Below are 21,117 nucleotides of genomic sequence, written 5' to 3'. Positions count from 1 at the left end.
GTCCCCCGACTCACACATGAACGCATCGTGAGCTCCGCGCATCGCCCGCCGCAACAGAATTACCCGGCACGGGTTGGCCCCAAGGGCACTCTTGTGCGAACGGCCGACAAGGTCTTGGGTGGTACGAGCGCTGCCGACCCAGATCAGCTCAACCCATCCCACATCGAGTTGACCGGGTGGTCCGAAACCGCTGGACCAGGCAGAACTTGAACAGGAGGACCCCTGCATGCCCGAGGGTGACTGTACGACGTACCGCGCGAAGTACGGCACCGCGGTATCCGAGTCCGAGGCGGAGGCGCTGGTCACCGGCATCTGCTTCAAGACAGGACCGCCGCGTATCACCGGTGTCGAACTCGAATGGCTGATCCATGAGCCGCACCGGCTCCACCTGCCCGTGTCCCCCGCCCGCCTCGAAGCGGCCTACGCCGCACTGCGGGCCCTGCCCCTGCACTCCCTGATCACCGTCGAACCAGGCGGCCAGCTGGAGCTCAGCTCGCTCCCCGCCGCCTCGCTCATGGAGTGCGTATCCGCCGTATCGGCCGATCTCTCCCTCGTACGTGATCGACTCGCCGCCCTGGACCTGACGCTCACCGGCCTGGGTGCCGATCCCTGGCGCCCGCCGTCCCGCATCCTGCACCGGCCGCGCTATGACGCGATGGAGCGCTATCTCGACCGCGCGGGCCCCGCCGGCCGCCGCATGATGTGCTCCACGGCCTCCGTGCAGATCTGCCTGGACGCCGGGCACGAGGAGCCGGGCCCGCTCGGCTACGGCCGGCGCTGGCGGCTCGCGCATCTGCTGGGCCCCGTACTGGTCGCCGCGTTCGCCAACTCACCGGTCCAGGACGGGCGTTCCACCGGCTGGCGCTCCACGCGGCAGGCGGTGTGGGCGTCGATCGATCCGGGCACGTCCGGCGCGCCTTCGCTGGACGCCGAGCCGCGGACGGCCTGGGCGCGGCACGCCCTCGACGCACCGGTGATGTTCATCAGAGCCGGGGACGACGAGGAAGCGCCCTGGACCGTGCCGGAAGGGCTGACCTTCCGCACCTGGGCGCGCTCGGGCGGGCCGCGCCCGCCGACCCGCGACGACCTCGACTACCACCTGACCACGCTCTTCCCGCCCGTACGCCCGCGTGGCCATCTGGAGCTGCGGATGGTCGACGCCCAGCCCGGCGAGCACGGCTGGATCGTGCCGCTGGCCGTGACGAGCGCGCTGTTCGACGACCCGCAGGCGGCCGAGACCGCCTACCGCGCCCTGAAGCCGCTGGCCGAGCGCGCCTGCCCGCCCGGCGCGCCCGCGGCGCCGCGCAGCCCGCTGTGGCTGGACGCGGCGCGGCACGGGCTCGCCGACCCGGAGCTGCGCGAGGCCGCGGCCGCCTGCTTCGCGGCGGCCGCCGAGGCGCTGCCCCGGACGGGCGCGAGCACCGAGGTCCAAGAAGCCGTCGCCGCCTACGCCGAGCGGTATGTCACGCGGGGCCGCTGCCCGGCGGACGACCTGCTCGACGGGCACCGGGACGGCCACCCCTACGACCACGAGCACGAGAAGGGCATCCTGCGATGACTCCGACGACCGGAACCGTCAGCGACCCCGATGCGCTTCGGCGGCGCGCCCTGGCGGCGCTCCTCACCGCCCGGGACCGCACCTCGCTCCTCACCACGTGCGTCGAAGAGCCCGAACTGACCGCACAGCACTCGCCGTTGATGTCGCCGCTGGTCTGGGACCTGGCGCACATCGGCAACCAGGAAGAGATGTGGCTGCTGCGCGCGGTGGCGGGACGTGACGCCATGCGTCCCGAGATCGACGGCCTGTACGACGCCTTCGAGCACCCCCGCTCCGAGCGGCCGAGCCTGCCGCTGCTCGCGCCCGCCGAGGCCCGCCGGTACGCGGCCGAGGTGCGGGGGCGCGCCCTGGACGTACTGGAGAGCACGCCCTTCCGCGGATCACCGCTGACCGACGCGGGCTTCGCCTTCGGCATGATCGCGCAGCACGAACAGCAGCACGACGAGACGATGCTGATCACCCATCAGCTGCGCTCGGGCCCCACGGCGCTCACGGCCCCGGACCCCGCGCCCGCACCGCCGTTCAAGGGCCCTGCCGAAGTCCTCGTACCGGGCGGCCCGTTCACGATGGGCACGTCCACCGAGCCGTGGGCACTGGACAACGAACGTCCCGCGCACCACCGGCTGGTCCCGCCCTTCTACATCGACACGACGCCGGTGACCAACGCCGAATACCAGCGCTTCATCGCCGACGGCGGCTATGCCCGGCAGCAGTGGTGGACCCCGGCGGGCTGGGACATGGTCCGCGGCAACAACCTCTCGGCGCCGCTGTTCTGGCGCCAGGAGGGCGGCCGGTGGCTGCGCCGCCACTTCGGGACCGTCGAGGCCGTGCCGCCCGACGAGCCGGTGCTGCACGTCAGTTGGTACGAGGCGGACGCGTACGCCCGCTGGGCGGGCCGTCGGCTGCCCAGCGAGGAGGAGTGGGAGAAGGCCGCCCGGCACGACCCGGCCACCGACCGCTCGATGCGCTACCCGTGGGGCGACGCGGACCCCACGCCCGAGCGCGCGAACCTGGGCCAGCGGCATCTGCGCCCGGCTCCGGCCGGCAGCTATCCGGCCGGTGAGTCCCCGCTCGGCGTACGCCAGTTGATCGGCGACGTGTGGGAGTGGACGTCGAGCGACTTCCTGCCCTACCCGGGATTCGCCGCCTTCCCCTACCGCGAGTACTCGGACGTCTTCTTCGGCGGCGACTACAAGGTGCTGCGCGGCGGGGCGTTCTCCGTGGACGAGGTGGCGTGCCGTGGCACGTTCCGCAACTGGGACCACCCGGTGCGGCGGCAGATCTTCTCCGGGTTCCGCACCGCGCGCGACGCGGATCCGACGGAGACCGTCTGATGTGCCGTCATCTGGCCTTCCTCGGCCCCGAAGAGCCGCTGGGCAAGCTCCTGGTGGACCCCGCGCACAGCCTGTTCCGGCAGTCCTGGGCGCCGCGGCAGCAGCGCTACGGCACGGTCAACGCCGATGGATTCGGGGTGGGCTGGTACGCCGAAGGCGATCCGGTGCCCGCGCGCTACCGCCGCTCCGGGCCGATCTGGGGCGACCGGTCCTTCGCGGACCTGGCCCGGGTCGTCCGGTCCGGGGCCCTGCTCGCCGCGGTGCGCGACGCGACCGAGGCGGGCGCGGACGGGGAAGCGGCGGCGGCGCCGTTCTCCGCCGGGACCTGGCTGTTCAGCCACAACGGCGCGGTCACCGGCTGGCCGCACTCGCTGGCCCCGGTGTCCCGGCTGCTGCCGTCCGCCGACCTCCTGTCCATGGAGGCGCGGTGCGACTCCGCCCTCGTGTGGGCGCTCGTCCTGCACCGGCTGCGCAGCGGCGACGACGAGGGCCAGGCCCTCGCGGACACCGTGACCGAGGTCGCGGAGGCGGCCCCCGGATCGCGCCTCAACCTCCTGCTCACCAACGGCGAGACGATCGCCGCGACCGCCTGGGGGGACACCCTCTGGTATCTCACCGAACCGGGCCGCCGCACCGTCGTGGCCTCCGAGCCCTACGACGACGATCCGCACTGGCGCCAGGTGCCCGACCGCACCCTGCTCGCCGCCAGCCGAACCGATGTCCTGCTGACCCCGCTCAAGGAGCCCACCGCGTGAGCCCGTTCCAGCTGACCCGCACCCTGCCCCTGGACGCCACCGACGCCGCCCTGCGCGCCGACGTCCTGCACGGCCTCACCCACACGCCCAAGACGCTGCCGCCCAAGTGGTTCTACGACGCGCGGGGCAGCGCGCTCTTCGACGAGATCACCACGCTCCCCGAGTACTACCCCACGCGCGCCGAGCGCGAGATCCTGCAGACGCGCGCCACGGAGATCGCCGGCGTGACGGGCGCGCGCACACTGATCGAGCTGGGCTCGGGCTCCTCGGAGAAGACCCGCCACCTGATCGACGCGCTCGATGACCTGCACACGTACGTCCCCGTGGACGTGAGCGAGAGCGCGCTCACCGGCGCCGCCAACGCCCTCATCGCCTCGCGCCCCGCCCTGAACGTGCACGCCCTGATCGCCGACTTCACCCGCGGCCTCGCCCTGCCGGGCACCCCGGGTCCGCGCCTGGTCGCCTTCCTGGGCGGCACGATCGGCAATCTGCTGCCCGCCGAGCGCACCGCGTTCCTCACGTCGGTGCGCACCCTGCTCTCCCCCGGTGACGCGCTGCTGCTCGGCACGGACCTGGTGAAGGAGGAGTCCGTGCTCGTCTCGGCGTACGACGACGGGTCGGGCGTCACGGCCTCCTTCAACAAGAACGTCCTGACCGTGATCAACCGCGAGCTGGGCGCGGACTTCGACCCCGACGCGTTCTCGCACGTGGCCGTCTGGGACCGCGAGCACGAGTGGATCGAGATGCGCCTGCGCTCCCGCGCCGCCCAGACGGTGAAGATCCCGGCCCTTGACCTGGCGGTCGACTTCGACCGCCACGAGGAGATGCGCACCGAGATCTCGGCGAAGTTCCGGGAGGAGGGGGTGCGGTCCGAACTGGCCGCGGCGGACCTGAAGCTGACCCACTGGTGGACGGACGAGAGGGCACGCTTCGCGCTGTCGCTGAGCGTGGCGCGCTAGGGGCTCCCGGCGCCCGGCGGGCCCTCTCCGGCCCGCCGGGCGCCCCCGCCTCACGACCCGCTGACGTCCAGCTCCCGGGTGATCCGGCGCGAGGCCGCCTTCGCCTCCGTCGTCGGGTCGCTCCCGGCCAGCACCTTGGACATGTACGCCTTGATGGGGTTGTCCGCCTCCACCGCCGCCCACTTCGGCGAGGCCGGGGTCGCCCGGCCCCGTGCGGCGCCCGCGGCCATCGCGGCGACCCCCTCCTCGCCCGAGACGGCGGAGGCCAGCGTCGTCTTGTTGGGCACGTAGTTCATGGTCCTGGCCAGGTCCTTCTGCCACTTCTTGCCCGCGAGGGCCTCGATCACGGCGACCGCGGCCCTGCGGTCGTCCGTCTTCCCGCGCACGACGAGGTCGGACCCGCCGGTGAAGACCGCCCCCGGCTTCGCCGCCGTCTTGCCCGGGATGGGGAAGTAGCCGAGCTTCCCCTTCAGTTCGGGGTTCTTCTCCTCGATGGCCCGCGCCGTGCCCGGCACGGCGACGATCTGCGCCACGTTTCCCTCGGCGAAAACGCCGGCCTGCGGCGGGTGCTCCTCGTCCGCGTCCCGGGGGCCCTGGCCCAGTGCCTGCAGCTGCCGGTAGAACTCCATGCCCCGCAGCGCCGCGGGCGTGTGCAGGCTGCCCTCCCACACGCCTCGTGACCCCTTGGCCTCCGTGGCCAGTTCGCCGCCCTCGTCCCAGATGAAGCCGGCCAGGGTGTACCAGTCCTGGCCCGCCAGGTAGATCCCCTGGTCGCCGCCGGAGTTGAGCTTCTTGGTGTCGGCGATCCACTGCGCGCGCGTCTTCGGGGGCTCCTCGATCCCGGCCCGCGCGAAGAGGTCCTTGTTGTAGATGACGACGCGGTTGGCCGCGTACCAAGGGATGCCGTACTGGCTGCCGTTGTACCGGCCCGGCTCGGCCAGGCCGGGCAGCCACTGCTTCATGCCGAGGTCGCGCGCGGACTCCAGGGTGAGGTCGTAGAGTCCGCCCTCGTCGACGTACTGGGCGACCTGGGTGTTGCCGACCTCGATGACGTCGGGCCCGTCCTCGGCCTTGAGCGCGGCCTTGACCTTGTCGCCGACGCCGGTCCACTCCTGGAGGCGTATCCGGAGGTCGATGTCGCCGTGGCGCTCCTCGAAGTCCGTGGTGAACCTCTTGATGAACTCCGCCGACGCACTGCCCCGCATGAGCCACACGGTGACGGTCCGCTTCTCCTCTTCCCCGCCCGGCAGGACGCCGCATCCGGGGAGCAGCACGGTGGCGGCGAGGACGAGGGACAGGGACATGGCGACGCGGCGGTGCGGTTTCACGTGGGTCACTTTCTTCCTGCGGACAGGGGAAGGTCGGCCCGACGTGGGGGTGAGCTGGTGGCTCGAACGGGTACGGCTGGATTTTGGTCTGTACCAATGGGTCGGTCAAGGGGGAACGGCACCGGGATCGCAGATTCCGGTGCCGTTCCCGGGGTCGGATCAGCTGCCGGGGACGGTGTCCTCGAACGCCGTACCCGCACTGCGGTAGGAGCTGACCTGCGCCTTCACCTGCTCCGGGGTGAGGACCTGGTCCTTGACGTGCAGGACGTAGTCGACCTGCTGGTCGTAGGCGCGCGGGGCGGTGCCCGACTGGCCCGCCAGGTCGATGAGCCACTGGTTGAAGTTGATGGACATGGGACGCTCCGGCAGGTACTTGGCGTCGTGCGTACCGAACAGCCGCCCGTCGACGTAGTACTTGATGGTGCTGTCGTCGATGGTGAACACCACGTCGTGCCAGCCCGCGTAGCTCTGCCGCACCTCGGTGTGCTGGTTGACGGCCTCCCACGGCTCGGGGTTGAACGTCTCCCAGGACGTGGTGTAGAGGATGTTGGCCGGCTCGCCCCAGCCTCCGTTGGGCAGGTACTCGAAGTCGTACTCGGAGTAGTCGTCCGCCATCGGGGCCTTGAGGTCGTTGATGGCGAAGAACGCCTGCACGAGGTGGTCCCCGTCGGGGCCGGACCTGGGCGCGTCGGCGTACTTCACGCGGGCCGCGTAGGTGCCGTTCCTGAACTTGACCGCCTTGGTGAGGATCTCGGTCTGCTCGGTCGAGGCGCCCGTGCCCGCGGTCGACGTCTCCAGGTTCATGACGGAGTTGCCGTCGGCGGCGGAGAAGGTGACGTTCTCGGGCACCCAGGACGCTCCGGGGACGCCGGGGCCGCCCGCGTTGGAGCGGATGTTCCAGCCATGCGCGGAGATCTTCGGGTCGCCGTGCCCGGTGTAGTCGAAGTCGTCGAAGAGCGCGGGGGCGGCGACGGCCGCCGCGCCACCGGCGTCGGGCGCGGCGGACGCGGGCAGTGCGGCAGGACCGGCGAGGCCGAGCCCCGCCGCCACCGCGACCGCGACGGCCGTACGGACCCGGAGTCTCACGCTGGAGCGGTGTCGGTTCATCGACTTGGTTCCTTTCGCGTGGGGGGAGGTGCGGTACAACGACACACCGTGGCCTTACCAATTGGTAAGCTGACCACTCGCGAGGACTGAAGGTGGCATAGACCACTGGGGGCGTCAAGTCCCCTTGCGCGAAAGGGCGTTGCGCGGCGTGGACGGCTCGGGAAGGGCGGCGGCATCGATGGACCAGCGGGGCACATCCGGCGGCGTACTCAAGCGCGAGCGGGTGCGCGAGGTCCTGCTCGATCTGATCGAGGCCCGCCGCCCCGGCGACGCGATCCCCTCGGAGCGCACGCTCTGCACCGAACTGGGTGTCTCCCGGCCGACGTTGCGCGCCGCCGTCGACACGCTGGTCGCCTCGGGTCTGCTGGTGCGCGAGCACGGCCGCGGCATGTTCGTGGCCCGAGCCAAGGTGACGCAGGAGCTGGCGCCGGGCAGCCGCCCGCTGACCGCACCACGGGCCGCCGGCGACTGGACGAGCCGCGTCCTCGACTTCAGCACGGTCCGGGCCGGGGCGCGGGTCGGCCGCAAGCTGCGCATCTCGCCCGCCGCCGGGCTCGTGTACGTGGTGCGGCTGCGCCTGGTCGACGGCGAGCCCATCGCCCTGGAGCATCTGCACGTCCCGGCCGCTCTCGCCCCGGGGCTCACCCCCGCGCAGGTGGAGTCCGGCTTCTACGCCCACCTCCGCGAGGCCCGCCGCATCCGCCCCGCGCACGCCGCGCAGTCCATCGAGCCCACGGTCCTGACGGAGGACGAGGCGGCGCTGCTCGGCGTGCCCGTGCTCTCCCCCGCGCTGCTCTTCGACCGCATCACCACGGACAGCGAGGACCGCCCGGTGGAGTACGTGCGCTCCCTCTACCGAGGCGACCGCTACCGCATCGTCTCGCGGCTCGAACTGGACGGTGCCGAAGAGCACCCCGCGCCCACCGCCTCGCGCACCGCGGCGTGGTGGGGCACGGTGGAGTGACCTCACCCCACGGCGGTGAGGTCACCACACGGCGGAGAGGAACATCCTGATGTCCGACCACACCTACCGGGTCACCGAGATCGTCGGCACCTCGCACGAGGGCGTCGACCAGGCCATCCGCAACGGCATCGCCCGCGCCTCGCAGACGCTGCGCTCGCTGGACTGGTTCGAGGTCACCCAGGTGCGCGGCCACATCGAGAACGGCGAGATCGAGCACTACCAGGTGGGCCTGAAGGTCGGTTTCCGCCTGGAGGACGGCGACAGCGCCTGACCCTCACCGCCGAGCGGTCACGTCCGCCCCTCGCGCTCCTGCGCGTCCTTCAGCGCGGCGGACGTGCTCGCCCAGCGCGCCCGTACGACCGTGAATCCCGCCCGCTCGGCCTCGTCGCACACCAGCTCGTCGTCGTCCACCAGCATCCGGACCTCGCGTGACCCGGAGATCTTCTTCAGGATCTCCAGCTTGGTGCGGCGGGCGGGGCGCCGGTCGTCGTTGCGGCGCATCCAGATCCGCCCCTCGGGAAGCCCCTGCGCCGCGAGCCACGCCACGGTGTCCCTGCGGCACCGCTCCGGCCTGCCCGTGAGGTAGACGACCTCGCACGCCCGCGTGCTCTCCAGGGCGAGCGCCACGCCCTGCTCCAGCGGCGGGTCGTCCGGTGCCGCCGCGAAGAAGGCGGCCCAGTCGCGCGGCTTGCGCTCCAGGAAGCGCTGGCGGTGCCCGGTGTCCGCGAGGGTGCCGTCCAGGTCGAATACGGCCAGAGGCCTGCTGTCGTCCGTCACGCGCCCAGCGTAGGCAATCCCCGCGGGTCCCCGAAGCTAGGCCCGCGCCCCTCGGTAGGTCCTGCCCCCACGACGCGGCAGAGCGGCCGACCCGTCTCCCGGAGGCGCGATCGTCTCGGCGGCCAGATGCAGCTCGGCCCTCACGGTCGCGGACGACAGGTCCAGCCCCAGGAGCCGGCCGCACTTGTCCAGCCAGGCGGTGAGGGTGGTCCGGTGCAGTCCCAGCGCGGCGGCGGCGGGAGCGGTCCGGCCGCGCTGCCCGAGCCAGCACCGCAGTGCGGTGCGCAGCCGCGCGTCCAGCGGTTCGAGCAGGGCGGACGCCCAGCGGTCGGCCTGCCCGGGGCCGATCAGCTCAGGGGGCAGCGGCGCGGCGGGAAGGCGTACGTACGTGGTGGCGGGCTCGGGCGGTGCCGGGGCGCGCAGGGCCAGCAGCAGCTGCGCCTGCACGGTGGGGTCGTCGAGGTCGGCCGCGAGCAGGGCGCCGATGCCGCGCAGCCGTGAGCGGACCGTGCCCTCGGACACCCCGAGGGCCGGCACCGCGGCCTGGGCCGAGCCCGACCGCAGCCAGGCCTCCAGGGTCCGGCGCCGCTCACGGTCCAAGGGCTGAAGGACGGCCGCGGACCAGGCGGCGAGCCGGTCCGCGGGCAGGACACGCAGCAGCCCGTGCGCCCCGAGGCCGGCCGCGGGGATGAGGCAGCCGACGGCGGCGCTGTTGCGCGCGGTCCCGGCCTCGCCCCAGGCGGTGGGAACCATGTCCAGGGGCGCGGGGTCGGCCGCCCCGCCGGTCAGCCGGTACCGCTCGGTGATCCGGGCCAGGAGCGGGAGCGCCGGGCTGTGGCTCTCCTGGGCGCCGTGCAGGGCGACGACCACCAGTTCCGGCCCGTCCAGGCCGACGAGCATCCGGGTGTCGCCGAAGGACACCCCGGACTGCGCCGCTCGCCACAGGGCCTGGTGTGCGGTGTGGGCGGTGCTTCCGGCCAGCCGGTACACCGTGGCGTGCGTGAGGTGGGCGGCGCCGGTGCCGAGCACGTCGACGGCCAGGCGGTGCCGGCCGTGCAGCAGGAGGTGCAGCGCGGCGGCGTGCAGCCGCTGCTCGGCGCCGCGCGTCTCCTCGGCCTGCCGGGCCCGCACCAGCAGCAGGTCGGCGGTGATCTGCGCGATCAGGGCGGCCCGGGGTGCGGGCGTCGCTCTGCCGGGGCCGATGACCAAGGCGGCATCGGCCACCTGCTGGACGGTGAGGTGCGGGTGGGCCTTGGGGTGCGCCGCGGCGCGCACGGCCGCGGGCCCGGCGCTGTGCGGGTGGCAGTGGACGGCGCCTGCCACCGGGTGCACCACGGCGGCCCAGCCGTCGGCCAGGGCGGCGGCCTCGGCGATCAGCATGTCGCCGGAGCGGCCCGCCGCACGCGTGAGCCGTCGCGCCGCTTCGTACGGCGTGTCCTCGACGGGTGCGGCGGGCGCGCGCGTGTCCTCGACGGGTGCGGCGGGCGCGCGCGTGTCCTCGACGGGTGCGGCGGGCGCGGGCCCCGCGCGGTGCTGCGCGCGGCCCGCCCTGCTCGTCGTCACGGAATGCGCGCGACGGCGCCCCAGCCCGCCCTCTCGGTGGTCCGGTCCGTGGTGGGGTCGGGCCGCCAGTTGGGCCAGGAGACGAAGCCGGGTTCGACCAGTTCGAGGCCGTCGAAGAAGGCGACGGTGACCTCCGGCTCGCGGAAGATGTAGGGAATCGCCCCGGAGTTGTTGTACTCCTCCTGCACCTTGCGGTGTTCCTCGTCCGATGCGGTGGAGTGGCTCAGGGCCAGATAGCTGCCCGAGGGAAGTCTCTCCACCAGGCGGCGCACGAGCGACAGGGCGTCGTCCCAGTCCACGATGTGGCCGAGCACGTCATTGATCACCAGGGCGACGGGCCGGGTCAGGTCCAGGGTCTCGGTCGCACCCCGCAGGACCGTGTCCGTGTCGCGCATGTCCGCAAGCACATAGGCGGTGGCGCCCTCAGGGGTACTGGTGCGCATCGCGTGCACGTGCAGCAGGACGAGCGGGTCGTGGTCCACATAGACCACGCGGGATTCGGGGGCGATGCGCTGGGCGACCTCGTGGGTGTTGTTGGCGGTCGGTAATCCGGCGCCCAGGTCGAGGAACTGGCGGATGCCGGCGTCCCGTGCGAGATAGCTGACCGTGCGCCGCAGGAAGTCCCGTGACTCACGGGCGAATTGCTCGATCATCGGGTACTTGTCGCGATAGGCGTCCCCGGCCTGCTGGTCGGCGGGGAAGTTGTCCTTGCCGCCCAGCCAGTAGTTCCAGACCCGCGCGCTGTGGGCGACGGTCGTGTCTATCTCCGGGGGCAGCTTCGTCGGTTCGGTCACACCAGTTCCTCTTTCGATTTGTGGGGGTGGGACGCGGCGGTGCAGGAGTAGTCGAGGAGCATGAGGTAGGCCGTCACGGTCTCGTGCGCGTCCCAGACGTCGGCCGTGCCGGGCAGGCCTCCCTCGCGGACCACGTGGTCGGAGATCTCCGGTACTTCGACCCGGTAGACGGTGAGCGGCGGATTGCCGGTCATGGCGTGCACCGGCCCGTCCAGCGGGTGGATCTGCAAGGTCACCTCGGGTCGCTCGGCGGCGGCCCGGAGCGACTTCCGCTGCCCGGCCATGATCTCCGCGTCCCCTACGCGCGTGTGCAGGGAAGCGGCCGACATCAGGGCCCAAAGACGCGTCTGCTGGGCACGCAACCGTTCTTGACGCTCCATCAGGAACTCGGTGCGCCGGTCCTTGTCCGCAGGGGACAGGTCCGGGCGCAGGACGTCGTCGACGGCACGGGCATAGGCCGGGGTGCGCAGCAGGGCGGGGACGAGCGAGGGGTGCCAGGTCCGGACGATGCTGGCCGCGGACTCCACGCTCATCAGGTCCAGCTCCCAGGCGTCCATGACGGCGCGCCACGGATGCCACCACCCGGGGCGGTTGGCGGCCGCCAGCTTCCCGAGGAATTCCCCGGTCTCCGCCGGGCCCGCCCCGTACAGCGCAAGGAGCGTGGAGACCTGACCCGCGTCCAGGGACGTCTGGGCCTGCTCGATGCGGCGGACGGTCGCCGGGTGGGCGCCGAGAGCTTCGGCCGCCTGCTGGAAACTGAGCCCCGCCGACTCGCGCAGGGTCTTCAGCCGGGTGGCCAGAACGAGATGCGCGACGGTCCGGCCGGATCGTTCGCGAGCCACAAACACCCCCCCTGCGCCCGCAGTTACCGCACTTACCGCAACTTGTGGATCGTGCACACTCTGTACCTTGCAATCGTTGCGCGCAACCCTTTGTATGGCCTCATTCCCCAGGGCGAGAGAAGCGGACCGAACCAGGCGAAGGGATGATCAACTATCCGTGAGAACACGTAAGTTGAAATCAAAAACAGAAAGAACTCCCGGTCTTCCGCCGAGCGACGAGCGATACCTTCAGCGAATCCATGACTTCTTCCGATTGTTGAACGGCGAATGGCATTGGGACGTCCTCGTGGCCCTCAATGACGGACCGCTGAAGTACACGGAACTGCTGAATACGGTTCGCGCGCAGACCCCCGTCAGCAACTGGCCCGGAACCGCCCACCATTACCTCGAGGAGGCCATGCTGAGCCGGACCCTGCAGCGCCTCACGCAGGGAGAGCTCGTCGAGCGCGAGCGGGCGTTGGGCTACCCGTACGCCACGACGTACCGTCTCGCCCAGCCGGCCCGGGAGCTCCTGACGGTCATGGCGCCCGCCGCCGAGTGGACGGAAGCACACTCCGCCCTTGTGGTCCGGGTCCAGGGGATGCGGCAGAGAGTGCCCGAGGAGTAGCGGGCCCCATCCTTCACGGCGATCGAAATCACTTTGCCCGCTTCCCGCACCTGACGGATCATGGAGACCACGGAGGAGATCAGAACGCGATCCCCGCCCGGCGAAGGGATCTCGTGTGGAAGCGACCCGGTTCTCCGTCCTCGACCGTTCCCGCACCCGCGAGGGGCACGACGGCGCCGAGGCCCTGCGCGACACCGTGCGCCTGGCCAAGGAGCTCGAAGACCTCGGCTACCACCGTTTCTGGGTGTCCGAGCACCACGCGGTGCCGGGTGTCGCGGGCTCCGCGCCGACCGTCCTCGCCTCCGCCGTCGCCGCCGCGACGCGCACCATCCGGGTCGGCACCGGCGGCGTGATGCTGCCGAACCACCAACCCCTCGTCGTCGCCGAGCAGTTCGGGGTGCTCGAAGCCCTCTTCCCCGGGCGCATCGACATGGGCCTCGGCCGGTCGGTGGGCTTCACCGACGGGGTGCGCAAGGCGCTGGGCCGGGACAAGCACGACGCCGACGACTTCGCGGCGCAGCTCACCGAGCTCCTGGGCTGGTTCCGCGGTACATCGGACACCGGGGCGCACGCCCGCCCCGCCGAGGGTCTGCGCGTCCCGCCGTTCGTCCTGGCCATCGGCGAGGGCGCCACCATCGCGGCCCGGGCCGGGCTCCCAATGGTCATCGGCGACATCAAGAGCCGCGAGAAGATGCTCCGCGGCATCGAGCACTACCGCACCTCCTTCCGGCCCTCGGAGTGGTCCAGCGAGCCGTATGTCGTCGTCTCGGGCACCGTCGCCGTCGCCGGGACGCCCGAGGAGGCCCGCCACCTGCTGATCCCGGAGGCCTGGTCGATGGCGTACTCGCGCACCCACGGCACGTTCCCGCCCCTGCCCCCGGCCGAGCGCATCGAGTCGCCGCAGATGCGGATGACCGAGAAGGAGCGCGGTTTCTACGAATCCGGGCTCCTCGGCCAGATCCACGGCACGGAGGACCAGGTGGCCGACGAGATCGAGACACTGATCAAGGAGACCGGGGCGCAAGAAGTGCTGGTCACGACCAGTACGTACGACCGCGAGGGCCTCCTCGACTCCTTCCGGCGGCTGGCTCGGGTCGCGGGTCTGGCCGCCACCTAGAATCGTGGGGTTTGCCCCCGAGCCGCGTACGGAGTCCCCATGCACAGCCCCCACGATCCGTTCGTACGTGTCCGGGGTGCCCGCGAGCACAATCTGCGGGACGTCGACGTGGACGTCCCGCGCGACGTCCTGGCGGTCTTCACCGGTGTCTCCGGCTCGGGGAAGTCCTCGCTCGCCTTCGGGACGATCTACGCGGAGGCCCAGCGGCGCTACTTCGAGTCCGTCGCACCGTACGCCAGACGCCTGATCCACCAGGTGGGGGCGCCGAAGGTCGGAGAGATCACCGGCCTGCCCCCCGCGGTCTCGCTCCAGCAGCGGCGCTCGGCACCCACGTCCCGCTCCTCGGTGGGCACGGTCACCAACCTCTCGAACTCGCTGCGCATGCTCTTCTCGCGCGCCGGCACCTACCCCGAGGGTGCCGAGCGGCTCGATTCGGACTCCTTCTCGCCGAACACGGCCGCCGGGGCCTGCCCGGAGTGCCACGGCCTGGGCCGCGTGCACCGCACGACCGAGGACCTGCTCGTCCCCGACCCGTCCCTCTCCATCCGGGAGGGCGCGATCGCCGCCTGGCCCGGCGCCTGGCAGGGCAAGAACCTCCGGGACGTGCTCGACGCCCTCGGGCATGACGTCGACCGCCCGTGGCGCGAGCTGCCGCGGGCGGACCGGGACTGGATCCTGTTCACGGACGAGCAGCCGGTGGTGACGGTGCACCCGGTGCGGGACGCGGGCCGCATCCAACGCCCGTACCAGGGCACGTACATGAGCGCCCGGCGCTATGTGATGAAGACGTTCTCGGACTCCAAGAGCCAGACGCTGCGCGCCAAGGCCGAGCGCTTCCTGGCAAGTGCCGACTGCCCGGCGTGCGGCGGCAGCAGGCTGCGTCCGGAGGCGATGGCGGTCACGTTCGCGGGCCGTACGATCGCCGATCTCGCCGCGCTGCCCCTCTCGGAGCTGGCCAAGTCCCTGGAGGGCGAAGGGGGTTCGGAAGCGGCCCGCGTCCTGTCCGACGATCTCCTCGCCCGCATCGCCACCATCACCGAACTGGGCCTGGGCTATCTGAGCCCGGACCGCGCCACGCCCACCCTCTCCGCGGGCGAGCTCCAACGACTGCGCCTGGCCACCCAGTTGCGCTCCGGTCTCTTCGGCGTGGTGTACGTCCTGGACGAGCCGTCGGCCGGTCTGCACCCGGCGGACACCGAGTCCCTGCTCACCGTCCTCGACCGGCTCAAGGCCGCGGGCAACTCGGTCTTCGTCGTGGAGCACCATCTCGACGTCATGCGCCATGCGGACTGGCTCGTCGACGTGGGCCCGGACGCCGGTGAGCACGGCGGGCAGGTCCTGCACAGCGGCCCGGTGGCGGACCTGGAGAGCGTGCCGCGGTCCGCCACGGCCCGCTTCCTCTTCGACCGCGAGCCCGCTCCGGAGCGCCGGGTGCGCACCCCGCTCGGCTGGCTGAAGGTCGGCCCCGTGAGCCGGCACAACCTGCGCGACGTGACGGCCGAGTTCCCGCTCGGCGCCTTCACCGCCGTCACCGGCGTCTCCGGTTCGGGCAAGTCCACGCTCATCGGCGAGGTCACCGAGGACCTGGACGGCGTGGGACGTCTGGTGTGCGTCGACCAGAAGCCGATCGGCCGCACACCGCGCTCCAATCTGGCCACCTACACCGGCCTCTTCGATGTCGTGCGCAAGGCCTTCGCGGCCACGGACGCGGCACGGACACGGGGTTTCGGCGTGGGGCGCTTCTCGTTCAACGTCGCGGGCGGGCGGTGCGAGACCTGTCAGGGCGAGGGGTTCGTGAGCGTGGAGCTGCTCTTCCTGCCCAGCACGTACGCGCCGTGCCCCGACTGCGGGGGCGCGCGCTACAACCCCGGGACCCTCGAAGTGACGTACCACGGACGGAACATCGCGGAGGTGCTCGACCTGACGGTGGAGTCGGCCGCGGAGTTCTTCGCGGACACCCCGGCCGTCGCCCGCAGCCTGCGGACCCTCCTCGACGTGGGGCTGGGCTATCTGCGCCTCGGCCAGCCGGCGACGGAGCTCTCGGGCGGCGAGGCCCAGCGCATCAAGCTGGCCAGCGAGTTGCAGCGGGTGCGGCGCGGCCACACGCTCTACCTCCTGGACGAACCGACGACCGGACTGCACCCGGCCGACGTCGAGGTCCTGATGCGGCAGCTGCACGGCCTGGTCGACGCGGGCCACTCGGTGGTGGTCGTCGAGCACGACATGGCGGTGGTGGCGGGCGCGGACTGGGTGATCGACCTGGGTCCCGGCGGCGGCGACGAGGGCGGTCGCGTGGTCGCATCGGGGCCGCCCGCCGCGGTGGCGGGTGCCGAGGGGAGCCGGACGGCGCCGTATCTGGCGCGGGCGACGGGTGGGGACCGGTGAGGCTGGTACACACCAACTCCTTGACGGGGCCCGTGAGTCTGCCTTAAATCAAGTACTGAACAAAGCGGTGGGGTTGATCGCTCGCCGCGTTCAGTTCTCGATGTTCGGTTGTCATGCGCATGGCTTGGAAGTTCGCACCCCCCACTCTCTCGCCACCCCCACGTGAAGCGATGTGATGACAGTGCACACCTCTTGGCGCCGCCGTGCGGCGCTCTCCACGGCCGCCCTGGCCTGCTGCGCCTCGGCCCTGGCCGGGCTGCCCTCCGGAGCGTCCGCGGCCCCCTCCCCCACCCGGCCCGCCGCGGCGGCCGCCACCTTCACCGACGACTTCAACGGCGCCGCGGGCTCCGCGGTCGACGGCGGCAAGTGGCAGATCGAGACCGGCGACAACGTCAACAACCACGAGCGGCAGTACTACACCTCGGGCAACAAGAACGCCGCCCTGGACGGCCAGGGCAACCTGGTCATCACCGCCCGCAAGGAGAACCCGGGCAACTACCAGTGCTGGTACGGCCGTTGCGAGTACACATCGGCCCGCCTGAACACCTCGGGCAAGTTCACGCAGACGTACGGCCACGTCGAGGCCCGGATGAAGGTGCCGCGCGGGCAGGGCATGTGGCCCGCGTTCTGGATGCTCGGCGCCGACATCGGCACCGTGGGCTGGCCCCAGAGCGGTGAGATCGACGTGATGGAGAACGTCGACTTCGAGCCCGGCACGGTCCACGGCACCCTGCACGGCCCCGGCTACTCGGGCTCGGGCGGCATCGGCGCGGGCTACACCCTGCCCGGCGGCGAGGCGTTCGCGGACAAGTTCCACACCTTCGCGGTGGACTGGTCACCGAACAAGGTCACCTGGTCCGTGGACGGCAACGTCTACCAGACCCGCACCCCGGCCGACCTGGGCGGCAAGCAGTGGGTCTTCGACAAGCCCTTCTTCCTGATCCTCAACCTCGCGGTCGGCGGCTACTGGCCCGGCGACCCGGACGGCAGCACGGCCTTCCCGCAACAGCTCGTCGTCGACTACGTCCGCGTGAGCACCAACAACTAGCTTGATCTCCAACAGCCGACCAGTACACGCTAGTTGAGCCGCGCCAGCTGGTGCGCGGCCTCGCGGGTCGCCGGATACAGGTCCAGGTAGATCCCGTACAGCCGGTCGTAGACGGTCGAGGTGGTGGCATCGGGGGCCACCACCTCGACCGTCGGATTCCAGTGCGCGATGTCGGCCGGCTCGGCGAGCCCGGCGCCCACCGCCGCGAGGAACGCGTCGCCGTACGCCGCTCCGATGGTGTGGCGCGGCAGATGCTGCTCGCGCCCGGTCACGTCGGAGACGATCCGGGTCCACAGCGCACGCGCGCCGCCGCCGACCGCGACCAGGCGCTCGGCGGTGGCACCCGCATCGGCCATGGCGGCGAGATTGTGCCGGACGCCGTACGCGGTGGCCTCCAGGGCGGCCCGGTAGAGATGTCCGCGGCCGTGCCGCAGCGTGAGCCCGTGGACCAGTCCCCGGGCGTCGGGGTCGAAGAGCGGGGTGCGCTCCCCCGCGAAGTACGGCAGCATCAGCAACCCCTCGGCGCCGGGCGGCAACGCCCCTGCCTCCGCCGTCAGTTGCTCGTACGAAGCGCCCGTGAGGTCACGCAGCCACCCGGTGACGGCGCCCGACGTGGCCATCCCGGCGGCCAGGCAGTACGTGCCGGGGAACGCCCCCGCCGTGCCCCACAGATGCGGGCTGGTCAGCGGCTGCGGCACGATGCCGACCAGGAACATCGTCGTGCCGTACATGAGCATGAGGTCGCCCGGCGCGGCCACGCCGACACCGGCCGCCTCCGCCCAGGCGTCGACCGTGCCCGCGACGACAGGAGTGCCCGCGGGGATGCCGGTGCGGGCCTCGGCCTGCGGCGTCACGGCGCCGACGACGTCGGAGGGCCAGACCAGCTCGGGCCACTGGAGGCTCGGAGCGACCTCCTCGCAGCGGTCCGCCATCCAGGTCCGGGCGGCCAGGTCGTAGAGCGGGGTGCACTGGCTCGCCGAGTGGTGGTCGAGGACGTACCGGCCGGTGAGGCGGTGCACGAGGTACGAACTGGCCATGTACCAGCGGCGGGTGATGCCATAGGCCGCCGGTTCGTGGCGGCGCAGCCACGCGAGCTTGGGGCCGATCGCCTGACTGGTCAGGGGTGAGCCGCAGCGGCTGATGATCTCCTCGGGGCCGTAGCGCTCGTTCTGCTCGGCGATCTCGGCACCGGCCCGGGTGTCCACGCCGTACAGGATGGCCGGACGCACCGGCGCGCCCTTCTCGTCGACGGGGAGCAGACAGGGGCCGATGCCGCTGACGCCGACCGCGGCGAGCGTCTCGCCCGCGGGCAGCTCGGCCAGCAACTCCCGGGCCAGATCCCGGAATTCGGCCCACCACACGCCGTCCGCGTCGTGCTCGAACCAGCCGGGGTGCGGCGTGGACGTCACGTGCTCGCGCTGCGCCCGGGCGACGAGCGTGCCGTCGGGGCGGACCAGGACGCCCTTGGAGGAGGACGTCCCGATGTCGACGCCGAGCAGCAGTCCGGTGCGGGGCGCGGTGGCGGAGGTCGTGGCCGCGGAGGGGACGGTCGCGGAGGCCATGGCTACGGGAGGATCGAGTCCACGTAGCCGCCGTCGACGCGGATCGCGCCGCCGGTCGTGGCGGAGGCCAGCGGGGAGCTGAGGTAGACGACCATGTGCGCGATCTCCTGCGGCTCGATGAGCCGCTGGATCAGGGACTGCGGGCGGTGCTTGATCATGAACTCCCGCTGCGCCTCGTCCCAGGGCAGCGCGGAGTCGACCAGCTCGTACACGAAGTCCTCCACGCCGCCGGTGTGCGTGGGGCCCGCGATCACGGAGTTGACGGTCACGCCCGACCCGGCGGCCTCCTTGGCGAAGCCTCGGGAGACCGCGAGGAGCGCCGTCTTCGACATGCCGTAGTGGATCATCTCGGCGGGGACGACGACCGCGGAGTCACTGGCGATGTTCTGGATGCGCCCCCAGGCGCGGTCCTTCATCCCGGGCAGGTAGTGGCGGATCATGCGGACGGCGGTCAGGACGTTCACCTCGAAGTAGCGGCGCCATTCGTCGTCGCTGATGTCGAGGGCCGGCTCCGCGCCGAAGATGCCGAGGTTGTTGATGAGGATGTCCACCTGGGGGACGGCCGCGAAGACCTGCGCGGCGCCTTCGTCGGTGGAGATGTCACCGGGGGCCCGGAGGAATTCGGCTGCGCCGTGCTCCCCCTTCAGCCGGTCGACGGCCTTGTCGACGGAGGCCGCGGACCGTCCGTTGACGGCCACCCGGGCACCGGCCTTGGCCAGGCCGACCGCGATGGCCGCCCCGATTCCCTGGGTCGATCCGGTGACGAGGGCGGTCTTGCCGGAGAGATCTACGAGCATGGTGCGTTCCTCCTGCTGCGGTGCGACTGGACGGGCCCGGTGCGTGGACCCCGCCTTGCCCCCGATGCCCAGTAGATCATTCCGGCGGGCTCGGCGGGCCTTTTGAGGGCTTGCTGCGGGCTTTCTGAGGGCTTTATGCGGGTCAACCATGCTGCTTTCTGTAGGCGCTCGGGGTCACTCCCACCTCTCTTCGGAAGATCGTCCGGAAATTCGCGGCCGAACCGAATCCCACCTCTCCCGCGATTCTCTCGACGGACCAGTCGGAGGCCTCAAGGAGTCGGCGCGCGCCGAGAATCCGCTGGAGGGCGACCCACTGCATGGGCGGCATTCCCGTCTCGCGCACGAAACGCCGGATCAGCGTTCTGCGCGAAAGCAGGCTGCGGTCGGCCAGTTGCTGCACGGTGATCGAGGCTCCCAGGTTCTCGCTCACCCATTCCCGCGTCGCCCGCAGGCTGTCGCGACGAGGGGTGGGGACGTCCGCGTACTGCGGCTCGCTCGCGCCACGGACAGAAGAGAAGACGACGTCCTTCGCCACTCCGTCCGCGACCGTGGTGCCGAAATCGCTCTGGACCACATGAAGACACGCGTCAATGGCCGCGCCCCCGCCCGCTGACGTCAAAATCGCCCCGTCCTCGACAAACAGCCGATTCTCGATGACGTCGACGCGCGGGTACGCCAGGCGGAGTTCGTCGGTATGGCGCCAGTGCGTCGTGGCCGACTTGCCGTTCAGAATGCCGCCGGCCGCGAGCGCGAACACCCCCGTACAGACGCCTACGACACGCGCGCCCCGGTCGACAGCGATCCGCAGCGCTCTGAGGTATTTCTCCGGGACCGGCAGATGCGGGGCTTCGTAACCCGGGACCACGACGATATCGGCGTGCTCCACGTCGGCGAGCGACGACGATCCGTCGCCGGCATCCCCGCACACCCGGACGCGATATCCCAGATGCCGCCCAAAAACATGTTCAGGGATGCTGACGTCCAGCGCGTAGAAGCGCGGCATCGCCAGGACCGCGACAACCGTCCCGCCCTCCGTGGATCGCAAGTGCGCCCCCTCATACCTTCGCGTACCCGTCGCTCGGACCTGGCACGATCCTTGCCTCACGTGGCACAGCCGAGCCTGTTCCACCCCGGAACCGGCCTCATATCGTCGACACCATGAGCAGCACACAGCAAGTCGAGAACTTCGGGGTCCCGTGGGAAGAGACGTACGGGTACGTGCAGGCGGTCAGACGCGGCGACACCATCTACCTCTCCGGCCAAGTGGCCCACAGCGGGACGGAAGTTGTCGCCCCCGCTCCCGTCAATGATGCAGGACTGGTCACGGACTTCTCCCGCATGGGCGATCAGCTGCGCCAGTGCTACGCCAACGCGGCGCAGCTGCTCCGGCGCTTCGGCGCGTCGCTGGACGACGTCGTCGAAGAAGTCATCTACGCACTCGACGTCGACGCGGCCGACGCCGCGGCGGGACCGGTGCGCAAGGAGGCCTACGGCCGGCCGGACCCGCAGGTGGCGAGCACCATGGTCGGAACCCCGCGGCTGGCCTTCCCGGAACTCCTGGTCGAGGTCAAGTTCACCGCCCGGGTCTGACGGGCCCCGGGCCGGGCCCCGGGGCGAACG

Annotated in this window: 19 protein-coding genes and 1 pseudogene; 11 read left to right on the top strand and 9 right to left on the bottom strand. The window is 71.6% G+C overall.

Annotation, left to right across the window (positions count from 1 at the left end):
- The first annotated feature begins 226 nt into the window (after nucleotides 1-226).
- From egtA to egtD, 4 genes are read left to right on the top strand one after another with little or no spacing between them, the layout of a single operon-like run.
- On the top strand, nucleotides 227-1,558 hold the full coding sequence (gene egtA, locus ACZ6ZP_RS23305) for an ergothioneine biosynthesis glutamate--cysteine ligase EgtA (RefSeq protein ID WP_351164189.1): 1,332 nt from the start codon (nucleotides 227-229) through the stop codon (nucleotides 1,556-1,558).
- Nucleotides 1,555-2,892: an ergothioneine biosynthesis protein EgtB gene (egtB, locus tag ACZ6ZP_RS23300; RefSeq protein ID WP_366464381.1), complete on the top strand. Its 1,338-nt coding sequence runs from the start codon at nucleotides 1,555-1,557 to the stop codon at nucleotides 2,890-2,892. Before egtA ends, egtB begins: the two co-directional genes overlap by 4 nt.
- Entirely contained in the window at nucleotides 2,892-3,647 is a 756-nt protein-coding gene (egtC, locus tag ACZ6ZP_RS23295) for an ergothioneine biosynthesis protein EgtC (RefSeq protein ID WP_351164186.1), read from the top strand. The genes egtB and egtC overlap by 1 nt, the downstream gene beginning before the upstream one ends.
- Complete coding sequence (gene egtD / locus ACZ6ZP_RS23290) at nucleotides 3,644-4,606, top strand: L-histidine N(alpha)-methyltransferase (protein WP_351164185.1); 963 nt, start codon at nucleotides 3,644-3,646, stop codon at nucleotides 4,604-4,606. Before egtC ends, egtD begins: the two co-directional genes overlap by 4 nt.
- Before the next feature lie 50 nt (nucleotides 4,607-4,656).
- Here egtD and ACZ6ZP_RS23285 read toward each other — a convergent pair whose 3' ends face one another.
- Nucleotides 4,657-5,910, bottom strand: coding sequence for an extracellular solute-binding protein (locus ACZ6ZP_RS23285; protein WP_383821663.1), 1,254 nt, complete (start codon nucleotides 5,908-5,910; stop codon nucleotides 4,657-4,659).
- Between the two features lie 183 nt (nucleotides 5,911-6,093).
- Nucleotides 6,094-6,897 (bottom strand): annotated as a pseudogene (locus ACZ6ZP_RS23280) (glycoside hydrolase family 16 protein); the annotation flags it as partial.
- 322 nt (nucleotides 6,898-7,219) lie between these two features.
- Between ACZ6ZP_RS23280 and ACZ6ZP_RS23275 the strand changes: the two are divergent.
- Nucleotides 7,220-8,005, top strand: a complete 786-nt coding sequence (locus ACZ6ZP_RS23275) for a GntR family transcriptional regulator (RefSeq protein ID WP_383821666.1) — start codon at nucleotides 7,220-7,222, stop codon at nucleotides 8,003-8,005.
- 49 nt (nucleotides 8,006-8,054) lie between these two features.
- On the top strand, nucleotides 8,055-8,276 hold the full coding sequence (locus tag ACZ6ZP_RS23270) for a dodecin (protein ID WP_160509111.1): 222 nt from the start codon (nucleotides 8,055-8,057) through the stop codon (nucleotides 8,274-8,276).
- 17 nt (nucleotides 8,277-8,293) lie between these two features.
- Here ACZ6ZP_RS23270 and ACZ6ZP_RS23265 read toward each other — a convergent pair whose 3' ends face one another.
- The 4 genes from ACZ6ZP_RS23265 to ACZ6ZP_RS23250 are packed head-to-tail and all read right to left on the bottom strand — an operon-like array spanning nucleotide 8,294 to nucleotide 11,981.
- Complete coding sequence (locus ACZ6ZP_RS23265) at nucleotides 8,294-8,782, bottom strand: phosphatase domain-containing protein (RefSeq protein ID WP_361473561.1); 489 nt, start codon at nucleotides 8,780-8,782, stop codon at nucleotides 8,294-8,296.
- Nucleotides 8,783-8,818: 36 nt separating this feature from the next.
- On the bottom strand, nucleotides 8,819-10,345 hold the full coding sequence (locus ACZ6ZP_RS23260; protein ID WP_469408211.1) for a helix-turn-helix domain-containing protein: 1,527 nt from the start codon (nucleotides 10,343-10,345) through the stop codon (nucleotides 8,819-8,821).
- Nucleotides 10,342-11,139, bottom strand: a complete 798-nt coding sequence (locus tag ACZ6ZP_RS23255; RefSeq protein ID WP_351164182.1) for an SAM-dependent methyltransferase — start codon at nucleotides 11,137-11,139, stop codon at nucleotides 10,342-10,344. Before ACZ6ZP_RS23255 ends, ACZ6ZP_RS23260 begins: the two co-directional genes overlap by 4 nt.
- Complete coding sequence (locus ACZ6ZP_RS23250) at nucleotides 11,136-11,981, bottom strand: helix-turn-helix domain-containing protein (protein WP_351164181.1); 846 nt, start codon at nucleotides 11,979-11,981, stop codon at nucleotides 11,136-11,138. The genes ACZ6ZP_RS23255 and ACZ6ZP_RS23250 overlap by 4 nt, the downstream gene beginning before the upstream one ends.
- A gap of 286 nt (nucleotides 11,982-12,267) precedes the next feature.
- On the opposite strand from ACZ6ZP_RS23250, the gene ACZ6ZP_RS23245 reads away from it, so the two are divergent.
- The 4 genes from ACZ6ZP_RS23245 (at nucleotide 12,268) to ACZ6ZP_RS23230 (ending at nucleotide 17,138) form a co-directional block, all read left to right on the top strand.
- Nucleotides 12,268-12,588 carry a winged helix-turn-helix transcriptional regulator gene (locus ACZ6ZP_RS23245; RefSeq protein ID WP_361473568.1) on the top strand — a complete coding sequence of 107 codons (321 nt, stop codon included), beginning with the start codon at nucleotides 12,268-12,270 and terminating at the stop codon, nucleotides 12,586-12,588.
- Nucleotides 12,589-12,703: 115 nt separating this feature from the next.
- On the top strand, nucleotides 12,704-13,705 hold the full coding sequence (locus ACZ6ZP_RS23240; protein WP_383821472.1) for an LLM class flavin-dependent oxidoreductase: 1,002 nt from the start codon (nucleotides 12,704-12,706) through the stop codon (nucleotides 13,703-13,705).
- A 39-nt stretch (nucleotides 13,706-13,744) separates the two neighbouring features.
- Nucleotides 13,745-16,090: an ATP-binding cassette domain-containing protein gene (locus ACZ6ZP_RS23235; protein ID WP_469408209.1), complete on the top strand. Its 2,346-nt coding sequence runs from the start codon at nucleotides 13,745-13,747 to the stop codon at nucleotides 16,088-16,090.
- A 175-nt stretch (nucleotides 16,091-16,265) separates the two neighbouring features.
- Nucleotides 16,266-17,138 carry a glycoside hydrolase family 16 protein gene (locus ACZ6ZP_RS23230; protein WP_469408208.1) on the top strand — a complete coding sequence of 291 codons (873 nt, stop codon included), beginning with the start codon at nucleotides 16,266-16,268 and terminating at the stop codon, nucleotides 17,136-17,138.
- 29 nt (nucleotides 17,139-17,167) lie between these two features.
- On the opposite strand, the gene ACZ6ZP_RS23225 is transcribed toward ACZ6ZP_RS23230, so the two are convergent.
- From ACZ6ZP_RS23225 to ACZ6ZP_RS23215, 3 genes are all read right to left on the bottom strand, one after another.
- Complete coding sequence (locus ACZ6ZP_RS23225) at nucleotides 17,168-18,700, bottom strand: FGGY-family carbohydrate kinase (RefSeq protein ID WP_469408207.1); 1,533 nt, start codon at nucleotides 18,698-18,700, stop codon at nucleotides 17,168-17,170.
- A gap of 2 nt (nucleotides 18,701-18,702) precedes the next feature.
- Nucleotides 18,703-19,497 (bottom strand): SDR family NAD(P)-dependent oxidoreductase, encoded by a 795-nt coding sequence (locus tag ACZ6ZP_RS23220; RefSeq protein WP_361473581.1) that lies wholly within the window; start codon nucleotides 19,495-19,497, stop codon nucleotides 18,703-18,705.
- Between the two features lie 142 nt (nucleotides 19,498-19,639).
- Complete coding sequence (locus ACZ6ZP_RS23215; protein WP_366464545.1) at nucleotides 19,640-20,500, bottom strand: GlxA family transcriptional regulator; 861 nt, start codon at nucleotides 20,498-20,500, stop codon at nucleotides 19,640-19,642.
- 155 nt (nucleotides 20,501-20,655) lie between these two features.
- Between ACZ6ZP_RS23215 and ACZ6ZP_RS23210 the strand changes: the two genes are divergently transcribed.
- Nucleotides 20,656-21,087, top strand: a complete 432-nt coding sequence (locus tag ACZ6ZP_RS23210; protein ID WP_351164169.1) for a Rid family hydrolase — start codon at nucleotides 20,656-20,658, stop codon at nucleotides 21,085-21,087.
- Nucleotides 21,088-21,117: the final 30 nt, after the last annotated feature.

It is taken from the genome of Streptomyces sp. NPDC054047 (genome assembly GCF_055585065.1).
This window is presented reverse-complemented; position numbering and strand designations above follow the sequence as displayed.

Coding starts and splice junctions, on each gene's coding strand:
- ACZ6ZP_RS23285 (WP_383821663.1), bottom strand. CDS start 5,910: ATGTCCCTGTCCCTCGTCCTCGCCGCCACCGTGCTGCTCCCCGGATGC.
- ACZ6ZP_RS23220 (WP_361473581.1), bottom strand. CDS start 19,497: ATGCTCGTAGATCTCTCCGGCAAGACCGCCCTCGTCACCGGATCGACC.
- ACZ6ZP_RS23215 (WP_366464545.1), bottom strand. CDS start 20,500: ATGCCGCGCTTCTACGCGCTGGACGTCAGCATCCCTGAACATGTTTTT.
- ACZ6ZP_RS23225 (WP_469408207.1), bottom strand. CDS start 18,700: ATGGCCTCCGCGACCGTCCCCTCCGCGGCCACGACCTCCGCCACCGCG.
- egtC (WP_351164186.1), top strand. CDS start 2,892: ATGTGCCGTCATCTGGCCTTCCTCGGCCCCGAAGAGCCGCTGGGCAAG.
- ACZ6ZP_RS23210 (WP_351164169.1), top strand. CDS start 20,656: ATGAGCAGCACACAGCAAGTCGAGAACTTCGGGGTCCCGTGGGAAGAG.
- egtB (WP_366464381.1), top strand. CDS start 1,555: ATGACTCCGACGACCGGAACCGTCAGCGACCCCGATGCGCTTCGGCGG.
- ACZ6ZP_RS23275 (WP_383821666.1), top strand. CDS start 7,220: ATGGACCAGCGGGGCACATCCGGCGGCGTACTCAAGCGCGAGCGGGTG.
- ACZ6ZP_RS23270 (WP_160509111.1), top strand. CDS start 8,055: ATGTCCGACCACACCTACCGGGTCACCGAGATCGTCGGCACCTCGCAC.
- ACZ6ZP_RS23235 (WP_469408209.1), top strand. CDS start 13,745: ATGCACAGCCCCCACGATCCGTTCGTACGTGTCCGGGGTGCCCGCGAG.
- egtA (WP_351164189.1), top strand. CDS start 227: ATGCCCGAGGGTGACTGTACGACGTACCGCGCGAAGTACGGCACCGCG.
- ACZ6ZP_RS23230 (WP_469408208.1), top strand. CDS start 16,266: ATGACAGTGCACACCTCTTGGCGCCGCCGTGCGGCGCTCTCCACGGCC.